Source organism: Pseudarthrobacter woesei (assembly GCF_055412745.1).
In genome coordinates this window covers 94116-114204 of record NZ_JBVAYU010000006.1, presented here as the reverse complement: position 1 = coordinate 114204, position 20089 = coordinate 94116, and the positions used below count along the sequence as shown (strand labels likewise).

Sequence of the window (20089 nt, the reverse complement as noted above, 5' to 3'; positions counted from 1 at the left end):
GCGGCTGGGCGGCGTTTGGAAGCGGCCGGCTGTGGCTGGCTACCCGCGGTCCTTGCGGACGGGATGCTGGCTGACGATTGAGACCCGGTTGAACGCGTTCATTGTGATCACGAGCCAGCTGATGGCGGAGAACTCCTCGTCCGTGAGGTGCCTGCGGGCCGCGGCGCCCTCGTGCTCGCGGGCGCGGGCGTCCGAGATGTTGGTGATGGCCTCCGCCAGGGTCAGGGCGGCACGTTCCTTCTCGGTGAACAGGGCTGTGTCACGCCAGGCCGGAAGCACGGTAAGGCGCTGGGCGGATTCGCCGTTCTTCACTGCATCGCCTACGTGGAGGTCCAGGCAGTAGGCGCAGCCGTTGATCTGCGAGATCCTGACGTTCAGCAGTTCGATCAGCGTCCGGTCCAGCCCCGCTTCTTCTGCTGCCTCCTTGGCCTTCAGCCCGAGCCCGTTGAGCGCACGCCAGGCCGCGGGGTGCTCCTTGTCCAAAAAAACGCTGCGGGTGGTGTGGTGCTGCGCTGCCGCTGTCTCATCCATGGTCAAAAGACTACCCATGGGAAACACCAAACGGTACGTGACAGATCTGTCACATGTGTGACAGGATGCATGAACAGTGAAATCCCCTGCAGGAGCGGTTCCCCCGGCCGCTCCACGGAGTTGGTCCCGACATCGCACCAGCCCCCATCATTCGGCGGTCGGCTCCTTGGGGGAGCCGACCGCCGAATGGGTTTAACGTGGTTTAGCGGGTTTAGCGGGGTTGGGGGGCTTGGGCCGGTTTGGCAGGCGGGGTTGACGGCGGCCCGGGCTCGGCGTACGCACCAGGCGATCCGTAGGGACATGCCCATTCCTGTGGTCCCATCCGTAGGGACATGCCCATTCCTGTGGTCCCATCCGTAGGGACATGCCCATTCCTGTGGTCCCATCCGTAGGGACATGCCCATTCCTGTGGTCCAATCCATAGGGACATGCCCATTCCTGGGCCCCGACGGTGGACATATTGGGACTATGTCCAGCGGCCCGGGCCTACGGGGGGCATGTCCCGCGGGTGTGCAGGCTGGCCCAGGGCTAGCCCTCGGATGCCCCGGGGGGACGTGCCCATTCCTGTGGCCCCATCCGTAGGGACATGCCCATTCCTGGGCCCCGACAGTGGACATATTGGGACTATGTCCAGCGTTTCCGGTCAGCGGAGGGCATGTCCCGTGGTGCACGCGAGGTCCGCGCCGGCGGCAGCCATCGCCGCCGCGTCGCCGGCGACGAAGATGCCGGCAAAGTGGTCGGCATAGTCACCCAGATCGGGGTCGATGGAACCGACGACGGCGTAGACGGGTACCGCCGTGCATCGGGCCAGGATGGCCGCGATGATTTTGCCCTGACCCGTCTGGGAGTCCAGCCGGCCCTCGCCCACGACGACGGCGCTGCAGGCCGACAGCCGGGCATCGAAGTCGAGCAGGTCCAGGACGAAATCCGCGCCGGAGACCAGAGTGGCCCCGTAGCGCGCCCACATTCCTCCGGAGAAGCCGCCGGCCGCACCGGTGCGGTCCACCGGGCGCGGATCGCGGCCGAAGTCGCGGGCAAAGCCCTCTGCCTGCAGTTCGAGCCGCCGGGCCAGCACCGCGACGGTGTCCGCATCCGCGCCCTTCTGCGGCCCGAAGACCCGTGCGGCGTCGGAGAAGCGCGTGGTGACATCGCTGAGAATCACCACCTCCGCGCCGTGGAGCCCGCCGCGGTCCTCAATCGCCGCGCTAGCGCCGGAGCCGCCGTCGCTCGTGGCGGAACCGCCGGCCGCCACCAGGATCCGGTTGGCCCCCAACCGGGCGGCTTCGGCCATCAGCACGCCTGTTCCGTAGGTGCCGGCGGTCAGCGGGTTCCGCTCCCGGCTTGAGGGTAGGTTGAGCCCGCTGGCGAAGGCGAGCTCGACGACGGCGGTGCCGTCCGCGGTCAGGCCGATCGCCGCGTCAATGGCGTCACCCCACGGACCTTCGGTGCCGACCAGATGTTGCCGGGCGCCCAGCCCCCGGACCAGCACGTCAAAGGTCCCCTCGCCGCCGTCGGCCACGGGCAGCTCGATGGCCTCGCCGCCGGCGGCGCGGATCCCGGCCGCAATATGTCCGGAAACCTCGACGGCGGTAAACGTCCCCTTGAAGCTGTCCGGGGCAACCAGGATGCTCATTCGCTCAGAAACCAACCTTGTCGCGGCCCTTGAGCTGCAGCATTTGCCGGGCCTCGTCCGGGGTGGCGATCTCGAAGTTAAGGGCTTCGAGGATGGCGCGGATCCGGGTGACCTGCTGGGCGTTGGACGTTGCCAGCTGTCCGGGGCCGATCCAGAGCGAGTCCTCCAGCCCCACCCGGACGTGGGAGCCCATGGCTGCGCCGATCGTGGCCAGCGGCATCTGGTTCTTCCCGGCGCCCAGGATGGACCACTGGTAGGCGTCGCCGAGGAGCCGGTCCGCGGTGCGGCGCATGTGCATGAGGTCCTCGGGGTGCGCGCCGATCCCGCCGAGCAGGCCGAAGACCGACTGGACGAATAACGGGCCCCTGGCCAGGCCGCGGGCGTGGAAGTGGGCCAGGTTGTTCAGGTGCGAAATGTCGTAGCACTCGAACTCGAAGCGGGTGCCGTTTTCGTTGCCGATGCCCAGGATGGTCTCGATGTCCTGGAAGGTGTTCTTGAAGACAAGGTCGCGGCTCTTTTCGAGTCCTTCCCGCTCCCAGTCGTGGCCGAACTCGGTGAATCGGTACAGCATCGGGTACAGCCCGAAGTTCATCGAACCCATGTTGAGGGACGCCAGTTCGGGCTTGAACAAGGCCGCCGGCTGCATGCGCTCCTCGACCGTCATATGGGGCGAGCCGCCGGTGGTGATGTTGATGACGGCGTCGGTGTTGCGCTTGAGTTTGTCCAGGATCGGGGCGAAGTGCTCCGGGTCCTGCGACGGCCGGCCGTCGCGGGGATCGCGGGCGTGCATGTGCACGATTGCGGCGCCCGCCTCGGCGGCACCGATGGCGGCGTCGGCGATCTCATCCGGGGAGACCGGCAGGTATTTGGACATGGACGGGGTGTGGATGGCGCCGGTGACGGCGCTCGTGATGATCACTTTGCGTGCAGCAGCCATGGGAAGGCCTCCTTTGGGTGGGCGAAATTTTCCGGGTGGAGTCCGGGCGGACCGGTTCAGTAGAGTTTTTCGGTGTTCCCGTCGACGGCGAGTGCCTGGCCGTTGACATTGCGGGCCAGGTCGCTGGCAGCGAAGGCAGCCATATTGGCGATGTCCTCGGCCTCGATCAGGCGTCCCAGCGAGGACTGGCCGAGATACAGCGCGGACACCTCATCCTCCGGCAGTTCGAGCATGCGGGCCTTGGCAGCGATGACCGCGTCGATGCGCGGGCCGTTGACGGCGCCGGGGCAGATGGCGTTGACCCGGATCCTGTCCGGTCCCAGTTCGATCGCGAGGGTCTTGGTCAGCCCGATGACGGCCCACTTCGACGCCGAATAGGCGCTCCGGCCGGCCATGCCCAGCCGCCCGGCGGCTGAGGAGAGGTTCACGATCGAGGCGTTCCGGCTCTGCCTCAGCATCGGCAGGGCATGCTTGATGCAGAAGAACTGGCCATGGATGTTGACGTCGAAGGTCGCCTTCCACGCCGCGCTGTCCAGAGTTTCCAGCGGACCGGTGGGGCCGGCGATGCCCGCGTTGTTGATGAGGATGTCGAGGCCGCCCAGTTCCTCGTTGACCGTCGCCATGAGCTCGCGGACCTGGTCTTCGTCGGAGACGTCGCTGACGGCCGCGGAGAGGCCGTTGACGCGGGCCTTCCCGACGGCGTCGAGATCGATGTCGGTGACGAAGACGGTGGCGCCGAGTTCGTGGAACTTGTTGGCGATGGCCAGGCCGATGCCGTTGGCCCCGGCGGTGACCAGGACTCGTTGTGAGCTGAAATCCATGAGTATTCCTTGCATTGGTGTGGCTGGCGGGACCGTGCGTCAGCGCGACGGGTCAGTGCGATGGGTCAGTGCGCGGCCGGGGCGGCCAGGGGCTTTTCGGCGCCCCGCTTGAGCAGCAGCGAGAGCAGGGCGCCGATGATGCACATACCGACGATGAACCAGAGTCCGGAGAGCTTGGAGCCCGTGACGTCCTGCATGAGGCCCATGACGTACGGGCCGAGGAAGCCGCCGCAGAGGCCGATGGTGTTGACAAAGGCGATGCCGCCGGCGAGGGCGGCGCCGGTGAGGCGGGTGGCGGGGTAGGTGAAGAGGATCGGCTGCAGGGCGAAGAAGTTGAAGGCCGCGAGGCAGAATCCGATCATGCCAAGCACGGGGCCGCCGATGGCGCCGAGCGCGAAGCCGGCGATGATGCCGATCATCGTGCCGGTGACCAGCAGCCGGGAGCGCCGGCCGTCGGTGGCGAAACGGGGGACCAGCAGTGCGCCGGCGGCGGAGAAGATCCACGGAATGGCGGTGAGCAGGCCGATCTGCAGCGGGGTGAGCTTGCCGTAGGTGCCGATGATGGAGGGCAGGAAGTAGGACAGGGCGTAGACGGCGATCTGGTGGGTGAAGTAGATGCCGACCACCAGGAGGATCTGCCGGTCCTTGAGGACATCGCGGAGGCGGTGGTTGCCGGAGGCTTCCGCGCCCGCCTTCTCTTCGGCAGCGATGCGGGCTTCGAGATCCGTGGCTTCCTCCCGGCTGAGGAACGTGGCCTGGGTGGGTCGGTCCGGGAGCTTCTTCCACACAACATAGGCCAGGAGGCAGGCGGGCAGGCCTTCGACGATGAACATCCACTGCCAGCCGTGGAGCCCGGCGAAGCCGTCCATCGTGAGCAGGAGTCCGCCCAGAGGGGCGCCGACGATGTTGGCGATGGAGACGCCGAGCAGGAACATGCCGTTGGCCTTCGCACGGTCCTTCACCACGAACCACTGCGTCAGGAAGTACATAACGCCGGGGAACAGGCCGGCCTCGGCCACGCCGAGCAGCATCCGCATGATGTAGAAGGACCACTCGCCCTGGACGAAGGCCATGCCTGCGGAGATGATGCCCCAGGTGATCATGATCCGCATGATCCAGAAGCGTGCGCCCACCTTGTGCATGATCAGGTTGGACGGGATCTCGGAGAGGGCGTAGGTCAGGAAGAACAGGCCGGCGCCGATTCCGAAGGCCGTGGCGGAGAGGCCGAGGTCGATCTCCAGGCGGTCCTTGGCCATGCCGATATTCGTGCGGTCCAGGAACGCCATGATGTAGGCGCCGATCAGCAGCGGCATAACCTTGCGGATGATCACGCCGTTTATTTCCTGCGGTGTACGCATCTTCGTTGGTGCGGATACAACTGACATGGGTCTTCGTCCTTGAATTGGGGGCCAGTGTTCGTGGCTGGAGCGGTCAGGATGGATGGGCAGGGGGAAGGCGGTGCAGCCCCGCGGAAACCAGGTCGGCTGGCCGGCGGCGGAATGCGCGGGGTGAGGGCTAGCTGGCGGCCGGTGTGCAGCCGCAGGTCCGGCCGATATGCAGGCGGTGCAGGCACACTTTCGAGGTGTACGTGCGGGAGGGGGCTTCGATGCGTTTGAGCAGCATGGTGAAGGCCTCGTGTGCCATTTCCTGCTGCGGCTGGACAATGCTGGTCAGATTGATGAGCCCGGAGCGGCTGTGCGGAAGGCCGTCGCAGCCGGCGACGGCGACGTCTTCCGGAATGCGAAGTCCGCGGGCCAAGGCGTACTCCATCACGCCGATAGCCAGTTCGTCGCTCCCGCACACCACGGCCTGCGGCGGTGTGCCCGCGGAGAACAGGCGCTCGGCAGCAAGCCGCCCGCCTTCGTTGTTGACTCTCGTGCTGATCTTGCGGTCACCGCTGATAGCGACGCCGGCTGCGGCCGCGGTACGGACAAAAGCCTGTTCACGGGCCAGCGACGCGGTGGAGAAGCGCGGGCCGATCACGGTGGCGATCTCTGTGAAGCCGTGGCTCAGCATGTGCTGCATCAACGCCGTCGCCGCGGCGTCGTCGTCGATTCCGACAAAGTCGGAGTCCAGGAAGTCGGCACGGCGCGAGAGGCAGACATAGGGTATCCGGGCCGCCCTGAGGGTGCGGAGGGCCGTAGCATCATCCCTGAGCGACGCCGCCAGGATGATGCCGTCCACGTTGCGGTGGGCGAGCGTCGCGGTGACCTGGGCGAGCACTTCCGGATCGTCCTGGGTCGTGGCGACGAATACTTCATAGCCGGACTCGGCGGCGGCCGAAATGATGCCCTGGGCCCAGCGCGGAAACATCGGGTTGATGATGTTCGGCAGGATGAGGCCGATCACGCGCGTCCGCTGGATGTCGGTCGTGTGTGAGGAATTGCGGGGCCTGAATCCCAGCTCGTTCGCCACATGGATGATGTGACGGCGGGTTTCCGGTGAGACGCCACCCTTGCCGTTAAGGACGTAGGACACTGCCGCGGAGGAAACCCCCGCGGTCCGGGCCACCGCGGCGGCAGACACTGGCGGGGCCGGGCGGCCGGCGGCGCTTTTAGCGTACTCGCTCATGTCCTGCTCTCCTTTGCATCATTACCGGCCCCTGTGACCTCAGTTACATTAGGAGTAGTACAAGTGTTAAGCAACGTTAAGTGAATCCGAACCACCCCGGCCCAGCCCGGCACTGGTCCGCAGGGGGGCATGCTCATTCTTCCGGTCCAATCTGAAGGGACATGTCCACTCCTGGGTCCGGAGAGGGGACATATTGGGACTATGTCCATTGGCCCGGGTGTGCAGAGGGCATGTCCATTCCTGCGGCCCGGGCGTGGGAGGGCATGCCCGTTCCAGGGCCCGGCACCGGTCCGCAGGGGGGACATGCTCATTCTTCCGGTCCAATCTGTAGGGACATGTCCACTCCTGGGTCCGGAGAGGGGACATATTGGGACTATGTCCATTGGCCCGGGCGTGCAGGGGGCATGTCCCCTGGGTGCGCCTGGCGCCCGGGGCCGTCCGCCCCTAGACAGTCGTTTCGCTGTGGGCAAACATGGAGCCGAAGGACCACAACGCAAAGTTGAGCGGAGTAGACTCAACTTTGATATCAACATCAGCTCGAAAGGAGCTCTCTTTGGACGCCAAATTCACCACCAAGAGCCAGGAGGCTCTTTCGGCAGCAGCCATGAACGCCTCGACGGCAGGGAACCCGCAACTCGAACCTGCCCATCTGCTCAAGGCGCTGATGGACCAGCGGGAAGGTGTCGCCGTCGCGCTTCTCCGCGCCACCGGCACCGATCCGGATGCGGTCAGCGTCCAGGCGAGCACCGCCATCAAGGCCCTACCCTCGACGTCGGGCGGCTCCGTGCAGCAGGCGCAGCTGTCCCGGAACGCGATGCAGTCGATCAAGAACGCCCAGAATGAGGCTGAGCGGCTCGGCGACAGCTTCGTCTCCACCGAGCACCTGCTGCTGGGCCTGTCCGCCGGGAGCGACAACGTTGGCAAGCTGATGCGCGATGCCGGTGCCTCCCACGAGGCCCTTCTCGCCGCGCTGCCGGGCGTCCGCGGGGACCGCAAGGTGGATAGCGCGGACCCCGAGAATACCTTTCAGGCGCTGGAGAAGTTCGGCACCGACCTCACCGCGGTTGCCCGCTCCGGAAAACTGGATCCGGTGATCGGACGCGACGCCGAGATCCGCCGGATCATCCAGGTCCTGAGCCGCCGCACCAAGAACAATCCCGTCATCATCGGCGAGCCCGGCGTCGGCAAGACCGCCGTCGTCGAAGGACTCGCCCAGCGGATCGTGGCCGGCGACGTGCCCGAAAGCCTGCGCGGCAAGACCCTGATCGCCCTGGACCTCGCGTCCATGGTGGCCGGCGCCAAGTACCGCGGCGAATTCGAGGAACGGCTCAAGGCCGTCCTGGAGGAAATCAAGGGTTCGGAAGGGCAGATTGTCACCTTCATCGACGAGATCCACACGGTGGTGGGCGCGGGCGCTTCGGGGGACAGCTCCATGGACGCCGGCAACATGCTCAAGCCCATGCTGGCCCGCGGCGAACTCCGCCTGATCGGCGCCACCACGCTGGACGAGTACCGCGAAAACATCGAGAAGGACCCCGCCCTGGAACGCCGCTTCCAGCAGGTCTTTGTCGGCGAGCCGAGCGTGGATGACACCATCGGCATCCTGCGCGGACTCAAGGAACGCTACGAGGCCCATCACAAGGTGGCCATCGCCGACTCCGCCCTCGTCGCGGCCGCCACGCTGTCCAACCGCTACATCTCCGGCCGGCAGCTGCCGGACAAAGCGATCGACCTCGTGGACGAGGCCGCGTCCCGGCTGCGCATGGAGATCGACTCCGCCCCGGAGGAAATCGACCAGCTGCGCCGCGCCGTGGACCGCCTGACCATGGAGGAGCTTGCCCTGGCCAATGAAAAAGACGCAGCATCCGTGGAACGGCTCGCCGCCCTCCGCGCGGACATGGCGGACAAGAAGGAAGAGCTGGCCGCCCTCAACGCCCGCTGGGAAGCCGAGAAGGCGGGCCTGAACCACGTGGGCGATCTCAAGGCCCGGATCGATGAGCTGCGCTCCGCCGCCGAGAAGTACCAGCGCGAAGGTGACCTCGAGGCCGCCTCCCGCATCCTCTACGGCGAACTCCCCGCCCTCGAACGGGAACTGAACGCGGCCGCCGAGGAAGAATCCGCCCGGGTGGCCGGCGGCGGCGCGAAGCAGGATCTTATGGTGGCCGACGAGGTCACCGCGGACGATATCGCCGAGGTGATTTCGGCCTGGACCGGCATCCCCGCCGGGCGTATGCTGCAAGGCGAAAGCCAGAAGCTGCTGGAGATGGAGCATGTGCTGGGGGAGCGCCTGATCGGCCAGTCCACGGCTGTCACCGCGGTCTCCGACGCCGTGCGCCGGGCCCGCGCGGGGATCAGCGATCCCAACCGCCCCACCGGCTCCTTTCTGTTCCTGGGCCCCACAGGCGTCGGCAAGACCGAGCTCGCGAAGGCCCTCGCGGACTTCCTGTTCGACGACGAACGCGCCATGGTGCGGATCGACATGTCCGAGTACTCGGAGAAGCACTCCGTCGCCCGCCTGGTGGGCGCCCCTCCCGGCTACGTGGGATACGGGGAAGGTGGCCAGCTGACCGAGGCCGTCCGCCGTCGTCCGTACTCCGTGGTGCTGCTGGACGAGGTCGAGAAGGCCCACCCGGAGGTATTCGACATCCTCCTGCAGGTGCTCGACGACGGCCGTCTCACCGATGGCCAGGGCCGCACCGTGGACTTCCGCAACGTGATCCTGGTCCTGACGTCCAACCTGGGCAGCCAGTTCCTGGTGGACCAGACCCTGGCTGCCAATACCAAGCGCGAAGCCGTCATGGCCGCCGTCCATGCCTCCTTCAAGCCGGAGTTCCTGAACCGGCTCGATGAAGTGGTGCTGTTCGATCCGCTCAACGTCGAGGAACTGTCCCGGATCGTGGAACTGCAGGTCAAGGAACTGGGCGAGCGGCTGAAGGGCCGCAGGCTCAACCTCGAAGTCACCGAGGGCGCCCGCGCCTGGCTCGCGGTGACCGGTTTCGACCCGGCCTACGGCGCCCGGCCGCTGCGCCGGCTGGTGCAGCGGGAGATCGGCGACCGGCTGGCCAGGGCCATCCTGTCCGGCGAGATCGCCGACGGGGACTCGGTGCTGGTGGATACCGCCCCGGACCTGCAGGAACTCACCATGGGCGGTGCGCAGGCGTCAGACCGGCCCGACGGCGGCGCGGCCACCGGCAGCGGGCTCTCGGTCCGCCGCAAGGAGTAAAGCCCGTTAGGGGCGCAGCGACTCCATGATGACGTTTCCGGTGGAAGCGGTGACGTAGCAGTCCACGCGCCGGTCGCCCTTGTCCCAGCTGGTGGAGCTCGGGTAGGCGGTGCGCTGCATTAGCTCGTAGCTGGTGGCGGCCGCCGTCAGTTGCGCCCCACGGCAGGTCTCGCGGCCCTTGTCCTTCAGAGCCGTCAGGCCGGGATACGAATCCGAGGCCTGGTAGTGCTCGATTGCGATGAGCTGGGCCGAGTGGCCTACCGAGCAGTCCACGACGGTGGACGTCGGGGCGTCCGGGTCGAAGTCCTTGAAGCAGTCGCCGAGCTGGAAGTCCAGGGCGCCGATGCCTTCCAGCGGGAGCGGGCCACGGCTCGCCGGAGCGGAGGACGAGGTTCCGGCGGCGGCGGGGGAATTGGCCGCGGCGGGCTGCTTCGTTCCGGCGCCAAGGGAGGCCAGCCACCAGATGATCAGCCCCAGCACCGCGAGAGCGGCCACAGCGGCGCCTACTTTCGCGAGACCCTGGCGTTGAACCCAGCCGCCAAGCTGGGATGCCCGCTCCGAGACCAGCTTGCCCGCGCCGGCGACGGCGGTTCCGGCACCGCGGGCGCCCCGTCCACGCCTGCGGACGCTCTCCCTGCTGACCGGCGGCACGGACCGGCGGACAGGGGCAGGGGCAATGGGAGCGAACGGGGGCTCGGAGGGCAGGGGAGCCGACGGCGGCACGGCAGGCGGCACCACCGGCGTCGCGGACGTCGGCGGCATCGAGGGCCGGGGAGGTACCCCGGGCGGTGCCGCGGGGGTGGACCGCTGGCCGGATTCACCGGCACGGGGAACTTCAGGCAGCCCGGCGTCGCCGTGCCTTGCGTTCTCTTCGGTCACTGAGAATTCACCACTTCCGTGCGTCTTTGCCGCGGCTGGACGCCCGGCGGTGGGGCCGGTTTCCGGGAGCCCACTACGGAACTCTATCTAAGATGCCCGGCGGCCTGCATGCCGACGGGGGACCGTCCGGAGTCGGGGCGCGCGCAACGCCGTCCGCGGCGGCCGGCCCGGGGAGCAGTTACCGCTGAAAGCATGTAATCTAGGTGTACGACAAATTGACCAAACATTCCGGGGCCTCACTAACGCCAATGGTGACCACCTCCGGTCCGAGTACAAAAGGGGGTCACGCCATGGGGCGCGGCCGTCAAAAGGCAAAAGCTACCAAGCAGGCTCGGGATATTAAGTACTACTCCCCGAACACTGACTACTCTGCTCTTCAGCGTGAGCTCAAGAGCACTGAGGGTCATGCACCGAGTCGATTCCCGAGTGAGCCTGTTGAGCCGGATTATTCGGCCTATGTGGATAAGTACGCGGACGATGTGGAAGAGGACGACGACGAGGTAGATTCCCGTCGGATAGGTTAGTCGACACTTCTTTCCGGCATGCCCTTCCGTTAGCGGATTGCCGACCACACGATTCAGGCCCGCCGGCCACTCCCAGCTCGGGTGTGGACGGCGGGTTTTCTGCTGCCCGGATCTTTCCGCCGGCCACGTGCCGCGCAGTTGTCCCTGCAAGGCCCCCAGGCTAGGTTGAAGCTGCCGGTTCCACCCGGCCCCGCACCACGATTGTTCCAGAAGGACCGTCATGACCACGCGCACGGGGTTTGCCGGAGGCGATCTCTGCTGGACGGACCTCCAGACCAGGGACGTGGAGGCGACGAAGGCCTTCTACGCGGCGGTCTTCGGCTGGCGGTACGAGGATCTGCCCATTCCCGACGGGCGCAGCAACGCGAACGCATTCGTAGGCGACGGCCTGGTAGCCGTGGACGCCCCGCAAAATCCCCGGCAGGAAGCCGCCCGGCGGCGGCACATACACCACGGCCTGGTGGACGGCACGGAAGTGGCCGGAATCGCCGCGCTCCGGGAGCACGCGATGCCGGGCAGGCGGGTCAGGCGTAGGCGTTGACCAGCCGGACGGCGCCGCCGTCGACGCCCTTGGCGCCCTGCACGTAGTCCGGGCCGGTCTTGATGATGGAGTCCGAATTTTCTTCGACGGTTCCCATGATCCAGGCCGGCAGGCCGCGGTCGTTGAGGCGGTTCACCGCGGCGTCGGCGACGTCGGCCGAGACGATCGCGACCATGCCCACGCCCAGGTTCAGGGTGCGTTCGAGGTCCGCCAGCGGGACGTTGCCCAGCTCGGAGACCAGCTTGAAGATGGCCGGCAGTTCCCACGTGGCGCGGTCCACGGTGGCCAGCAGCCCCTGCGGCAGGACACGGGCCAGGTTGGCGGCCAGACCGCCGCCGGTGACGTGGCTGAAGCCGTGCACACCGTGGGCCGAGTTCACCGGGAAGGTGCGGGCCAGGTCCAGGCAGTCCGCGGCGTAGACGCGGGTCGGCTCCAGGAGTTCCTCGCCCAGGGTGCGGCCGAGCTCGGAAACCTGGCGGTCCAGAGCCCAGCCGGCGTGGTTGATGACGCGGCGGACCAGCGAGTAGCCGTTGGAGTGCAGGCCGGAGGAGGCCATCCCGATCACAACGTCGCCGGCGCGGACGCGGTCCGGGCCGAGCAGATCGGCGGCCTCGACAACGCCGGTGGCGGCACCGGCGACGTCGTACTCATGCTCACCCAGCAGGCCCGGATGCTCGGCGGTTTCGCCGCCCACCAGGGCGGTGCCGGCGACGGAGCAGGCGGCGGCGATGCCGCGGACGATGTCCGCGATGCGCTCCGGGACAACCTTGCCGCAGGCGATGTAGTCGGTCATGAACAGCGGCTCGGCGCCCACCACCACGATGTCATCGACCACCATCCCGACAAGGTCGAAGCCGATGGTGTCGTGGATGTCCATGGCCTGCGCAATGGCCACTTTGGTGCCGACGCCGTCGGTGGAGGTGGCCAGCAGCGGGCGCTTGAAGGTGAGCAGTCGTGAGACGTCGTAAAGGCCGGCGAAACCGCCCACCCCGCCGATCACCGAGGAGTTGTGGGTCGCCTTAACGGCACCCTTCATAAGTTCGACGGCGCGGTCACCCGCTTCGACGTCGACGCCGGCGGAGGCGTAAGTGATGCCGGCGGCGTTCTGGGCGGCGTTCATGTCGGCGGCCGGGGAGGCGGAAGTCATACGGGCTCTTTCTTGTCGGCGGCAAGCCTGTCGGCGTCACGGTGTGGTGCGACGGCACGGTCGGCGGTGGTGACGCGGTCGGCGTCGGTGAGCAGTTCCTCGAACTCGGCGTCCGGGCCCGGATCGCAGCCGGTGGCGCCGGCTTTCCCGGCCGGATCCTCGTCGGTCGTGATACCGGCGGCGGCTTCGGCGGCGGTTTCCGGCGCTGCGGCGCCGAGGGCGGCGTCTCCGGCCGCGGGAAGGCCGCCGAGGTCGGTGCGTTCCAGCAGGTTCTTGCCCAGCTTGTCCGAGCCCGGGAGCGCGATGGGGTACTTGCCGGTAAAGCACGCGGTGCAGAGGCGTTCACGCGGCTGCTGGGTGGCGCCGATCATGCCGTCTTCGGAGATGTAGGCCAGGGAGTCGGCGCCGATGGCCTGGGTGATTTCCTCGACGGTGGCGCCGTTGGCGATCAGCTCGGCGCGGGAGGCGAAGTCGATGCCGTAGAAGCACGGCCACTTCACCGGCGGGGAGGAGATCTTGATGTGGACGCTTGCTGCGCCCGCTTCCCGGAGCATCCGGACGATCGCGCGCTGGGTGTTGCCGCGGACGATCGAGTCGTCCACCACCACCACGCGCTTGCCGCGGATGACGGATTCCAGGGCGTTGAGCTTGAGCCGGATGCCGAGCTGGCGCAGGGTCTGCGAGGGCTGGATGAACGTGCGGCCAACGTAGGAGTTCTTGACGAAGCCGTGCGCGAAGGGGATGCCGGATTCCTCGGCGTAGCCCACCGCCGCGGGGGTGCCGGACTCCGGAACGGGGATGACGATGTCCGCTTCCTGGGTGTTTTCGCGGGCCAGCTGGCGGCCCATTTCTACCCGGGATTCGTACACCGAGCGGCCCGCAATGGAGGCGTCCGGGCGGGCGAGGTAGACGTACTCGAACACACAGCCGGCCGGCGTCGCCTCCGCGAAGCGCTGCGAGCGGACGCCGTCCTCGTCGATCGCGATGAACTCGCCGGGCTCGATCTCTCGGATGAAGCTCGCGCCGACGGTGGCGAGGGCGGACTGTTCGGAGGCGACAACCCAGCCGCGTTCCAGCCGGCCCAGGCACAGCGGGCGGATGCCATAGGTGTCGCGGGCCGCGTACAGGGTGCCTTCATCCATAAAGACAAAGCAGAAGCCGCCCTTGATCTTGGGCAGCAGTTCCATGGCGGTCTGTTCGAGGGACTTGCCCTCTTCGCCCTCCAGCAGAGCGGTGACCAGGGCGGTGTCCGAGGTGTTGCCCTGCTTCATTTCGCCGCTGACGTGGCCGCCGTTGCGGTCCATGATCATGGCGTTGAGCTCGGCGGTGTTGGTCAGGTTCCCGTTGTGGGCCAGGGCCACGGTGCCCGTGGCGGTTGCGCCCAGGGTGGGCTGGGCGTTGGCCCAGTGGCTGGCGCCGGTCGTGGAATAGCGGCAGTGGCCGACGGCCAGGTGCCCGGTCAGGGTGTTCAGCGTGGTCTCGTCGAAGACCTGGGAAACAAGGCCCATGTCCTTATAGACGTTGATCCGCTTGCCGTCGCTGGTTGCTATGCCAGCCGACTCCTGACCGCGGTGCTGCAGTGCATACAGCCCGTAATAGGTGAGTTTTGCAACCTCTTCACCGGGAGCCCAGACCCCGAAGACGCCGCAAGCGTCCTGAGGGCCTTTTTCGCCAGGGAGAAGATCATGAGAAAGTTTTCCATCGCCGCGTGCCACTGGTTGATTATCTCACGTCGTGCGCCGGGTCTTTCCCGGCGGCCGGTTTATGACCTGAGCCCGGTGCTGTACGCCGTCTCACGGCCCGGTGTGGTCCTCGGATTCGGGCACGGACTCGACGACGGCGTGCTCGGCGCGGCGGACGCTCAGGCGGTCGAGGATGAGGGCGGCGACGGCGCCAAGGACAGCGCCGCCGGCGGCACACAGGATCAGGAAGAAGCCGAAGACGGCGTTGCGATCCCAGCTTTCATCGCCCGGGAGGCCGTAGGCCAGGAAGGCCGCGGCAGCGACGCCCGCAAGGGAGCCCAGGATCAGGAACGGCACGTATTTCGGCGCACGGCGGACGGTCACCTCGCGCCGTTCGGGGACGTGCTGCTCGCCTGCGGTGCCGGGGACTTCGGGGGTAGACATGCCGTTAAGCCTACTGCCACGGCAGGCATTGCTCCGGCCGGGGCCCTGGGGCCACACTAAGGGTGGGGGAGGGCAAGGATGAGCCAAGGAAGCGCCATGTCAGCCTCAGCCGAGCAGATCCGGAACCAACAACGCGGCATCTGGGATGAGTTCTCCGCCGGCTGGCGGAAATGGGACGCGGAAGTGCTTGGCTGGCATGCACCCTTCGGTGACGCCCTCATCGAAGAGGTCCGGCTCCGCCCGAATTCCAGAGTGATTGACGTCGCCTCCGGCACCGGTGAGCCGGGCCTGACCGCGGCCTCCCTCGTTCCGGACGGCAGCGTGACCCTGACCGACCTGTCGGAGGGTATGCTCCGGGTAGCGGGAGAGAAGGCCGCGGCCAGGGGGCTGGACAACGTGCGCACCGCCGTCTGCGATGTCGCCGCCCTGCCGTTCGAGGACGGCAGCTTCGATGCGGTCCTCTGCCGCTTCGGCTTTATGTTCTTCCCGAGCCTGTCCGGCGCCCTGCGCGAGATGGCACGTACGGCCGGACCGGGCGCACGGATCAGCGCCGCCGTCTGGAGCCGGGCAGCGGAAAACCCGTGGGCCGGCCTGATCCTGGGCACGATCGCCCGGCACACCGAACTTCCGGTGCCCCCTGCCGGAGCGCCGGGGCTGTTCCGCTGCGCTGCCCAGGGATACATGACGCGGGTCTTCGAGGATGCCGGCCTCCGCGACGTGACCGAACGGAAAATCAGCACCGACATGGTGCACGCGTCCCCGGAGGTCTACTGGGAATTTATGACCGACGTAGCCGCTCCCGTCGTGCTGGGCCTCGCCAACGCGGATAAGGCGTCCCGGGAGCTGATCCGCAGCGACGTCTTCCAGATGTTGTCCCGCTATGAGTACGACGGCGCCATCCGGCTCCGCTCGACGGCGACCATCGTGGCAGGGACTCGGGCGTAGCGGCCGGGCGAACATGCCGGCCCGGCCGGACGCGGCTAGATGCCGAGCGCGTCCTTCAGCGCCGCGACGTGCCCCTGGGCCTTGACCTGGTACTGGGCCAGCGTCACCTTGCCCCCGGCGTCGAGCACCACGGTGGAGCGGACGATGCCTTCGGCGATCTCGCCCCGGACCAGTTTCTCGCCCCACGCGCCGTAGGCCAGCGCCACCGCGTGGTCCTCATCGGCGAGCAGCGGGAACGTCAGGGCGAAGTCGCCGGTGAATTGGGCCAGGGCTTCCGGGGCATCGGGGGAGATGCCGAGCACCTCATAGCCGGATCCCTGCAGGGCGGCCAGGCTGTCGCGGAAATCGCAGGCTTCGGTGGTGCAGCCCGGGGTGGCGGCCTCCGGGTAGAAATACACAATGACGTTCTTGCCGCGGTAGGCGGCCAGCGAGATCTGCTTCCCCTCTGCGTCCGGCAGCGTGAATTCCGGTGCGGGAGTTCCGGGCTGGAGCTTGACGGTGACATTGGTGCTCATCGAGTGTCCTTCTGGAGATGGATGTTGGGGGTTTTTGTACACAACACCGGTGGCTGGTGCCGTATTCCGGAGCGTCTTCCGGGAGCCCAGGGTACGGGCCGGGGCGGCTTTGGGGCCGCCGGCGTCGAAAGGTACGACGGCGGCCGGCGTTTCGTGTCGAAGTGTCCCGGCTAAGGGACGTCGGCGAGCCAGCTGAACGCCGTGGCCGCGGGTTCCCGGTATTCGAGCGAGATATAGCCCGTGTAGCCGAGTTCGCGGCTGCGGGCGATCCAGGCGCGGAGCGGGAGGGTTCCGGTGCCCGGGGCGCCGCGGCCGGGGTCGTCGCCGATCTGGATGTGGCCGAAGTCCCGGGCATGGCGCTCGATCACTGCCGCGACGTCGTCGCCGTTCACCGACAGGTGATAGAAATCGGCGAGGAGCCTTAGGTTCTCCGCGCCGGCTTGTTCCCTGACCCGCGCGATCACCGTGAGGGCGTCCTCGGCGGTGCGGAGCGGGTATTTCGGGGCGCCGCTGACCGGCTCCAGCAGGACGGTCCCGCCGAACCGCCCGACGCCGGCCGCGGCGGCCGCGAGGTTCTGCACGGCGAGCTCGTCCTGCCTGCCCGAGGATTCGCCGTCGATCCGGTTGCCGTACAGGGCGTTGAAGGCCCGGCAGCCGAGGCGTTCGCCGATCCCGGCGGCGGCGTCGACGTTGTCCAGGAACTCCGTGGAGCGGGCGGGCCAGGAGGCCAGGCCGCGGTCGCCGCCGGGCATGTTCCCGGCGTTGAAGTTAAGCCCCGTCAGCTGCACGCCGGCGTCGGTGATGGCGCGCTCGAAGGCGGTGGTTTCCGCGTCGGCGGGGACGGACGACCCGAATGGCCACCAGAACTCGATCGCGTCGAATCCCGCCGCCTTCGCCGCAGCCGGCCGCTCGAGGAGGGGCAGTTCGGTCAGCAGGATGGAGCAGTTGACTGAATACGTCACAGTGGGTTCCTTCCGGAGTGGGCGGGAACTGCATCCAGCGGGGAGCCGCCGCATTCTTCGGGAACATCGACGGTGCCGGCGAACGGCATCCCTACCGCTTCGTAGGGTCCTTCCGGGCAGCCAGCCCCACCAGCGCACCGACGCCCAGGCCGATCAACAGACCCGTGAACGGCTTATCGGCGCTGGCAACTCCGATGACGAGGCCGAGGGCCGCGCCAAGGAGCATTCCGATCCACAAGGACTCGTACTTCACAGCCTCAGGTTAGCAAGCATCGCCGAACGCACAAGGAGTCCGCAGTGTCGGAAGGTGGTGTACCCGGATTGCTACGGAGGGCGAGTAGGCGGCCCACGTCGGACTGCGGTCCGGGGGCACATTGCCACGGGCCGGCGTCGAATGGACGACGCCGGCCCGGCGATTCGTGTCGAAGTGCCCCCGTTCTGCACCCGCAGTCTCCCCGGCGGCTTGCTGGCCAGGCGGAGCCGGGCCGGGGCCTACGTGCCGAGGAACCCCAGCAGCACCTCGTTGACCTCGGCGGCGTGCGTCCACAACATGCCGTGCGGGGCGCCGTCGATCTCCACGTACTCGGCACTGGGCAGGGCCTTGGCGAAGCGGCGGCCTGTGGCGTCGATCGGGAGGATGTTGTCCGCCGTGCCGTGGACGATCAGCGCGGGGACGTCGATCTTGGGGATGTCGGCGCGGAAGTCGGTCAGCCAGGTGGGCTGCGCGGCCACGGACGCCGTCGGGCCGCCCGAGGTCGCGAGGTTCCAGCCGGCCCGCATCACTTCCTCGCTGAGCCGCGGGGTGCCCAGGAAGGTGTCGCTGTTGTAGAAGTTCTTGAAGAACTCGGTGAAGAAGGCGTAGCGGTCTGCGGTCACAGCCTCCAGCAGGCCGTCGAAAACCGACTGCGGGACGCCCCCGGGGTTGTCCTCCGCCTGCAGCAGGTACGGCTCCAGCGAGCCGAGGAACACGGCCTTCGCCACCCGGGCCGAACCGTACGTGCCGAGGTAGCGGCCCACTTCGCCGGTCCCCATCGAGAAGCCCACCAGCACCGCGTCTGTCAGGTCCAGGGATGTCAGTAGGGCGTTGAGGTCTGCGGCGAAGGTGTCGTAGTCGTAGCCGTCGGTGGGCTGGCTGGACTTGCCGAAGCCGCGGCGGTCGTAGGTGATGACGCGGTAGCCGGCGCCGAGAAGGGCTGTGGTCTGCTTCTCCCAGGAGGAGCCGTCCAGCGGGTAGCCGTGGATCAGGACCACCGGCTGCCCGGCCCCGTGGTCTTCGTAGTAGAGCTCGACGTCGGTGCTGTTCTCTGTTCCAACCTTGATGTAAGCCATGTCAGCGGTCCTCTCGGTGCGTTTCGGTCCGGTGTGAAGCCAATGCGTGCGGGTGCCCGGCGCTGGCTACCACTGTAGGGAACCAACGCCCCCGCGGAACAGGGTGTTCCCGGTCAGGATTTCAATTTCAGATACCCCTAGGGGTATATTGGAGCGATAGACCTACCAAAGGAGATCCAGATGTGCCGACAGGTTGAATGCAAGAAGTGCGCAAAAACCACATGGGCCGGCTGTGGCCAGCACGTTGACCAGGTCATGCGGGGCGTCAAGAGTGCGGACCGGTGCAAGGGCCACGAAGGCGAAGCCAGCACCAAGACGGGCTTCTTTGCCAGGCTCTTCGGCCGCTGACCCCGGGCTCCCGGGCTCCCGGGCTCCCCGGCTGACAGGCAGGGCCCCGGTGCAGACATGCAGGCAGTTTCAAGGGGGACGTGCCAGTTGAACAGCGTTACTCGAACAGCGCTCCGGTGACCGCGCCCGTCAGCTTATGGATGGCGTCCAGCCTCGCCTGGCTTTCGCCGTCCTGCCCGCCCCAGGTATAGATCGCCAGCACGTAGGAGCGCTCGCCGGAACTCAGGATCGCGGCGTCATGGACGTAGCCGTCCACCACTCCGTACTTGTGCTGCACGGTGATGTCCGGGCCCACGGCGGCCGGGATGAGCCGGTCATTGTTGGTCTGCTGCATGTAGCCCAGCAGTTCCTCCGTGTGTTCAGTGGTGAGCAGTTTTCCGGTGGAAAGCTGCTTCAGGAGCGACGTCATCTCGGCCGGCGTCAGCAGGTTCTCCTCCGGGTCATAGCTGATGCCGATGGACGCGGCATACTCGATGAGCCTCGGGTAGCCGATATCCTGCATCAGCAGCAGCCAGGAATCGTCACTGCTGTTGTTGACCATGGCCTTGACCTGGAACGCGGCGTCGAAGCTGCCCAGCGGCACATCCAGGGATTTCTCGCCGGTTTCCACCAGATGGTAATAGGCGGCGGCGGTGATGATCTTGGCGGTGCTGGCTGCAGCGTACTCGGACACGTCGCCGTATGACTTCGGGTCCCCGCCGCGGGTGTCCACAAGTACGACGCCGATCCGGTAGCCCGCGTTTTCGGCGAGGATCCGCTTGATCTCCGCATCAAGATCGACGGCGGCCCGCGGAGCCTTCGGTGCCGGACCGGCCGGGTCCGCCTGCGCCTGGCTGGCCAGCGAGGCGTAGAAATCGGTCCGCGGGGTGCCGGTGCGGGCGACGGCCAGGCTGACGGTGGCCAGCAGGACGACGAACAGGGCTGTCCACACGAGGAGCATGTTCCGGCGGGCGGCGGCCGAGGCGGCGGCCGGACGCCGCGGTCCCGGTGAGTTCATAGTGCAGGGCCTTCCGGATCAAGCGGGGAGCGGGGTTTCCTGCAATTTATGCCTCCGGCG

20 protein-coding genes are annotated in these 20089 nt (G+C 67.4%); 5 read left to right on the top strand and 15 right to left on the bottom strand.

Annotation, left to right across the window (positions count from 1 at the left end; all coding sequences use genetic code 11):
• Window positions 1–39: 39 nt before the first annotated feature.
• The 6 genes from ACZYZE_RS10640 to ACZYZE_RS10615 form a co-directional block, all read right to left on the bottom strand.
• Window positions 40–531: a carboxymuconolactone decarboxylase family protein gene (locus ACZYZE_RS10640; RefSeq protein WP_463907581.1), complete on the bottom strand. Its 492-nt coding sequence runs from the start codon at window positions 529–531 to the stop codon at window positions 40–42.
• Window positions 532–1174: 643 nt separating this feature from the next.
• Window positions 1175–2164 carry a glycerate kinase gene (locus ACZYZE_RS10635; protein ID WP_463907580.1) on the bottom strand — a complete coding sequence of 330 codons (990 nt, stop codon included), beginning with the start codon at window positions 2162–2164 and terminating at the stop codon, window positions 1175–1177.
• A gap of 4 nt (window positions 2165–2168) precedes the next feature.
• Window positions 2169–3101, bottom strand: coding sequence for a 3,5-dioxohexanoate:acetyl-CoA acetone transferase (gene kce, locus ACZYZE_RS10630; protein ID WP_463907579.1), 933 nt, complete (start codon window positions 3099–3101; stop codon window positions 2169–2171).
• A 56-nt stretch (window positions 3102–3157) separates the two neighbouring features.
• Window positions 3158–3922: an SDR family oxidoreductase gene (locus tag ACZYZE_RS10625; RefSeq protein WP_463907578.1), complete on the bottom strand. Its 765-nt coding sequence runs from the start codon at window positions 3920–3922 to the stop codon at window positions 3158–3160.
• Between the two features lie 65 nt (window positions 3923–3987).
• Window positions 3988–5307, bottom strand: coding sequence for an MFS transporter (locus tag ACZYZE_RS10620; protein WP_463907577.1), 1320 nt, complete (start codon window positions 5305–5307; stop codon window positions 3988–3990).
• A 130-nt stretch (window positions 5308–5437) separates the two neighbouring features.
• Entirely contained in the window at window positions 5438–6493 is a 1056-nt protein-coding gene (locus ACZYZE_RS10615; RefSeq protein WP_463907576.1) for a LacI family DNA-binding transcriptional regulator, read from the bottom strand.
• 553 nt (window positions 6494–7046) lie between these two features.
• Here ACZYZE_RS10615 and clpB point away from each other — a divergent pair.
• On the top strand, window positions 7047–9716 hold the full coding sequence (clpB, locus tag ACZYZE_RS10610) for an ATP-dependent chaperone ClpB (RefSeq protein WP_463907575.1): 2670 nt from the start codon (window positions 7047–7049) through the stop codon (window positions 9714–9716).
• A 6-nt stretch (window positions 9717–9722) separates the two neighbouring features.
• Here clpB and ACZYZE_RS10605 read toward each other — a convergent pair whose 3' ends face one another.
• Entirely contained in the window at window positions 9723–10595 is an 873-nt protein-coding gene (locus ACZYZE_RS10605) for a septum formation family protein (RefSeq protein ID WP_463907574.1), read from the bottom strand.
• 290 nt (window positions 10596–10885) lie between these two features.
• Between ACZYZE_RS10605 and ACZYZE_RS10600 the strand changes: the two genes are divergently transcribed.
• Both ACZYZE_RS10600 and ACZYZE_RS10595 read left to right on the top strand, forming a co-directional pair.
• Window positions 10886–11119: a DUF3073 domain-containing protein gene (locus ACZYZE_RS10600; protein WP_459319027.1), complete on the top strand. Its 234-nt coding sequence runs from the start codon at window positions 10886–10888 to the stop codon at window positions 11117–11119.
• 220 nt (window positions 11120–11339) lie between these two features.
• On the top strand, window positions 11340–11660 hold the full coding sequence (locus ACZYZE_RS10595) for a VOC family protein (protein WP_463907573.1): 321 nt from the start codon (window positions 11340–11342) through the stop codon (window positions 11658–11660).
• Here the strand turns inward: ACZYZE_RS10595 and purM are convergent.
• The 3 genes from purM to ACZYZE_RS10580 form a co-directional block, all read right to left on the bottom strand.
• Complete coding sequence (purM, locus tag ACZYZE_RS10590) at window positions 11644–12807, bottom strand: phosphoribosylformylglycinamidine cyclo-ligase (RefSeq protein ID WP_459318980.1); 1164 nt, start codon at window positions 12805–12807, stop codon at window positions 11644–11646. The genes ACZYZE_RS10595 and purM overlap by 17 nt on opposite strands.
• Complete coding sequence (gene purF / locus ACZYZE_RS10585) at window positions 12804–14522, bottom strand: amidophosphoribosyltransferase (RefSeq protein WP_463907572.1); 1719 nt, start codon at window positions 14520–14522, stop codon at window positions 12804–12806. The genes purM and purF overlap by 4 nt, the downstream gene beginning before the upstream one ends.
• A gap of 78 nt (window positions 14523–14600) precedes the next feature.
• Window positions 14601–14933, bottom strand: a complete 333-nt coding sequence (locus tag ACZYZE_RS10580) for a hypothetical protein (RefSeq protein ID WP_459318982.1) — start codon at window positions 14931–14933, stop codon at window positions 14601–14603.
• 96 nt (window positions 14934–15029) lie between these two features.
• Here ACZYZE_RS10580 and ACZYZE_RS10575 point away from each other — a divergent pair, with 96 nt between their 5' ends.
• On the top strand, window positions 15030–15878 hold the full coding sequence (locus ACZYZE_RS10575; RefSeq protein ID WP_459318983.1) for a class I SAM-dependent methyltransferase: 849 nt from the start codon (window positions 15030–15032) through the stop codon (window positions 15876–15878).
• Window positions 15879–15913: 35 nt separating this feature from the next.
• Here the strand turns inward: ACZYZE_RS10575 and bcp are convergent, their stop codons facing one another.
• The 4 genes from bcp to ACZYZE_RS10555 form a co-directional block, all read right to left on the bottom strand.
• On the bottom strand, window positions 15914–16393 hold the full coding sequence (gene bcp, locus ACZYZE_RS10570; protein WP_459318984.1) for a thioredoxin-dependent thiol peroxidase: 480 nt from the start codon (window positions 16391–16393) through the stop codon (window positions 15914–15916).
• Between the two features lie 170 nt (window positions 16394–16563).
• On the bottom strand, window positions 16564–17355 hold the full coding sequence (locus ACZYZE_RS10565) for a hydroxypyruvate isomerase family protein (protein WP_463907571.1): 792 nt from the start codon (window positions 17353–17355) through the stop codon (window positions 16564–16566).
• A gap of 91 nt (window positions 17356–17446) precedes the next feature.
• Window positions 17447–17608 carry a hypothetical protein gene (locus tag ACZYZE_RS10560; protein ID WP_459318986.1) on the bottom strand — a complete coding sequence of 54 codons (162 nt, stop codon included), beginning with the start codon at window positions 17606–17608 and terminating at the stop codon, window positions 17447–17449.
• Between the two features lie 239 nt (window positions 17609–17847).
• Window positions 17848–18684 (bottom strand): alpha/beta fold hydrolase, encoded by an 837-nt coding sequence (locus ACZYZE_RS10555; protein ID WP_463907570.1) that lies wholly within the window; start codon window positions 18682–18684, stop codon window positions 17848–17850.
• A gap of 180 nt (window positions 18685–18864) precedes the next feature.
• Here ACZYZE_RS10555 and ACZYZE_RS18905 point away from each other — a divergent pair, with 180 nt between their 5' ends.
• On the top strand, window positions 18865–19032 hold the full coding sequence (locus ACZYZE_RS18905) for a DUF8730 family Cys-rich protein (protein ID WP_498049664.1): 168 nt from the start codon (window positions 18865–18867) through the stop codon (window positions 19030–19032).
• A gap of 97 nt (window positions 19033–19129) precedes the next feature.
• Here ACZYZE_RS18905 and ACZYZE_RS10550 read toward each other — a convergent pair whose 3' ends face one another.
• The gene (locus ACZYZE_RS10550; RefSeq protein WP_463907569.1) at window positions 19130–20029 is read right to left on the bottom strand and encodes a serine hydrolase; all 900 of its coding nucleotides are present in this window, start codon (window positions 20027–20029) and stop codon (window positions 19130–19132) included.
• Window positions 20030–20089 lie beyond the last annotated feature (60 nt).

What these genes read in the sequence shown, in the direction of transcription:
- ACZYZE_RS10640 (WP_463907581.1), bottom strand. Translation starts at nt 531, where the DNA reads ATGGATGAGACAGCGGCAGCGCAGCACCACACCACCCGCAGCGTTTTT.
- ACZYZE_RS10635 (WP_463907580.1), bottom strand. Translation starts at nt 2,164, where the DNA reads ATGAGCATCCTGGTTGCCCCGGACAGCTTCAAGGGGACGTTTACCGCC.
- kce (WP_463907579.1), bottom strand. Translation starts at nt 3,101, where the DNA reads ATGGCTGCTGCACGCAAAGTGATCATCACGAGCGCCGTCACCGGCGCC.
- ACZYZE_RS10625 (WP_463907578.1), bottom strand. Translation starts at nt 3,922, where the DNA reads ATGGATTTCAGCTCACAACGAGTCCTGGTCACCGCCGGGGCCAACGGC.
- ACZYZE_RS10620 (WP_463907577.1), bottom strand. Translation starts at nt 5,307, where the DNA reads ATGTCAGTTGTATCCGCACCAACGAAGATGCGTACACCGCAGGAAATA.
- ACZYZE_RS10615 (WP_463907576.1), bottom strand. Translation starts at nt 6,493, where the DNA reads ATGAGCGAGTACGCTAAAAGCGCCGCCGGCCGCCCGGCCCCGCCAGTG.
- ACZYZE_RS10600 (WP_459319027.1), top strand. Translation starts at nt 10,886, where the DNA reads ATGGGGCGCGGCCGTCAAAAGGCAAAAGCTACCAAGCAGGCTCGGGAT.
- ACZYZE_RS10595 (WP_463907573.1), top strand. Translation starts at nt 11,340, where the DNA reads ATGACCACGCGCACGGGGTTTGCCGGAGGCGATCTCTGCTGGACGGAC.
- purM (WP_459318980.1), bottom strand. Translation starts at nt 12,807, where the DNA reads ATGACTTCCGCCTCCCCGGCCGCCGACATGAACGCCGCCCAGAACGCC.
- ACZYZE_RS10580 (WP_459318982.1), bottom strand. Translation starts at nt 14,933, where the DNA reads ATGTCTACCCCCGAAGTCCCCGGCACCGCAGGCGAGCAGCACGTCCCC.
- ACZYZE_RS10575 (WP_459318983.1), top strand. Translation starts at nt 15,030, where the DNA reads ATGTCAGCCTCAGCCGAGCAGATCCGGAACCAACAACGCGGCATCTGG.
- bcp (WP_459318984.1), bottom strand. Translation starts at nt 16,393, where the DNA reads ATGAGCACCAATGTCACCGTCAAGCTCCAGCCCGGAACTCCCGCACCG.
- ACZYZE_RS10555 (WP_463907570.1), bottom strand. Translation starts at nt 18,684, where the DNA reads ATGGCTTACATCAAGGTTGGAACAGAGAACAGCACCGACGTCGAGCTC.
- ACZYZE_RS18905 (WP_498049664.1), top strand. Translation starts at nt 18,865, where the DNA reads ATGTGCCGACAGGTTGAATGCAAGAAGTGCGCAAAAACCACATGGGCC.
- ACZYZE_RS10550 (WP_463907569.1), bottom strand. Translation starts at nt 20,029, where the DNA reads ATGAACTCACCGGGACCGCGGCGTCCGGCCGCCGCCTCGGCCGCCGCC.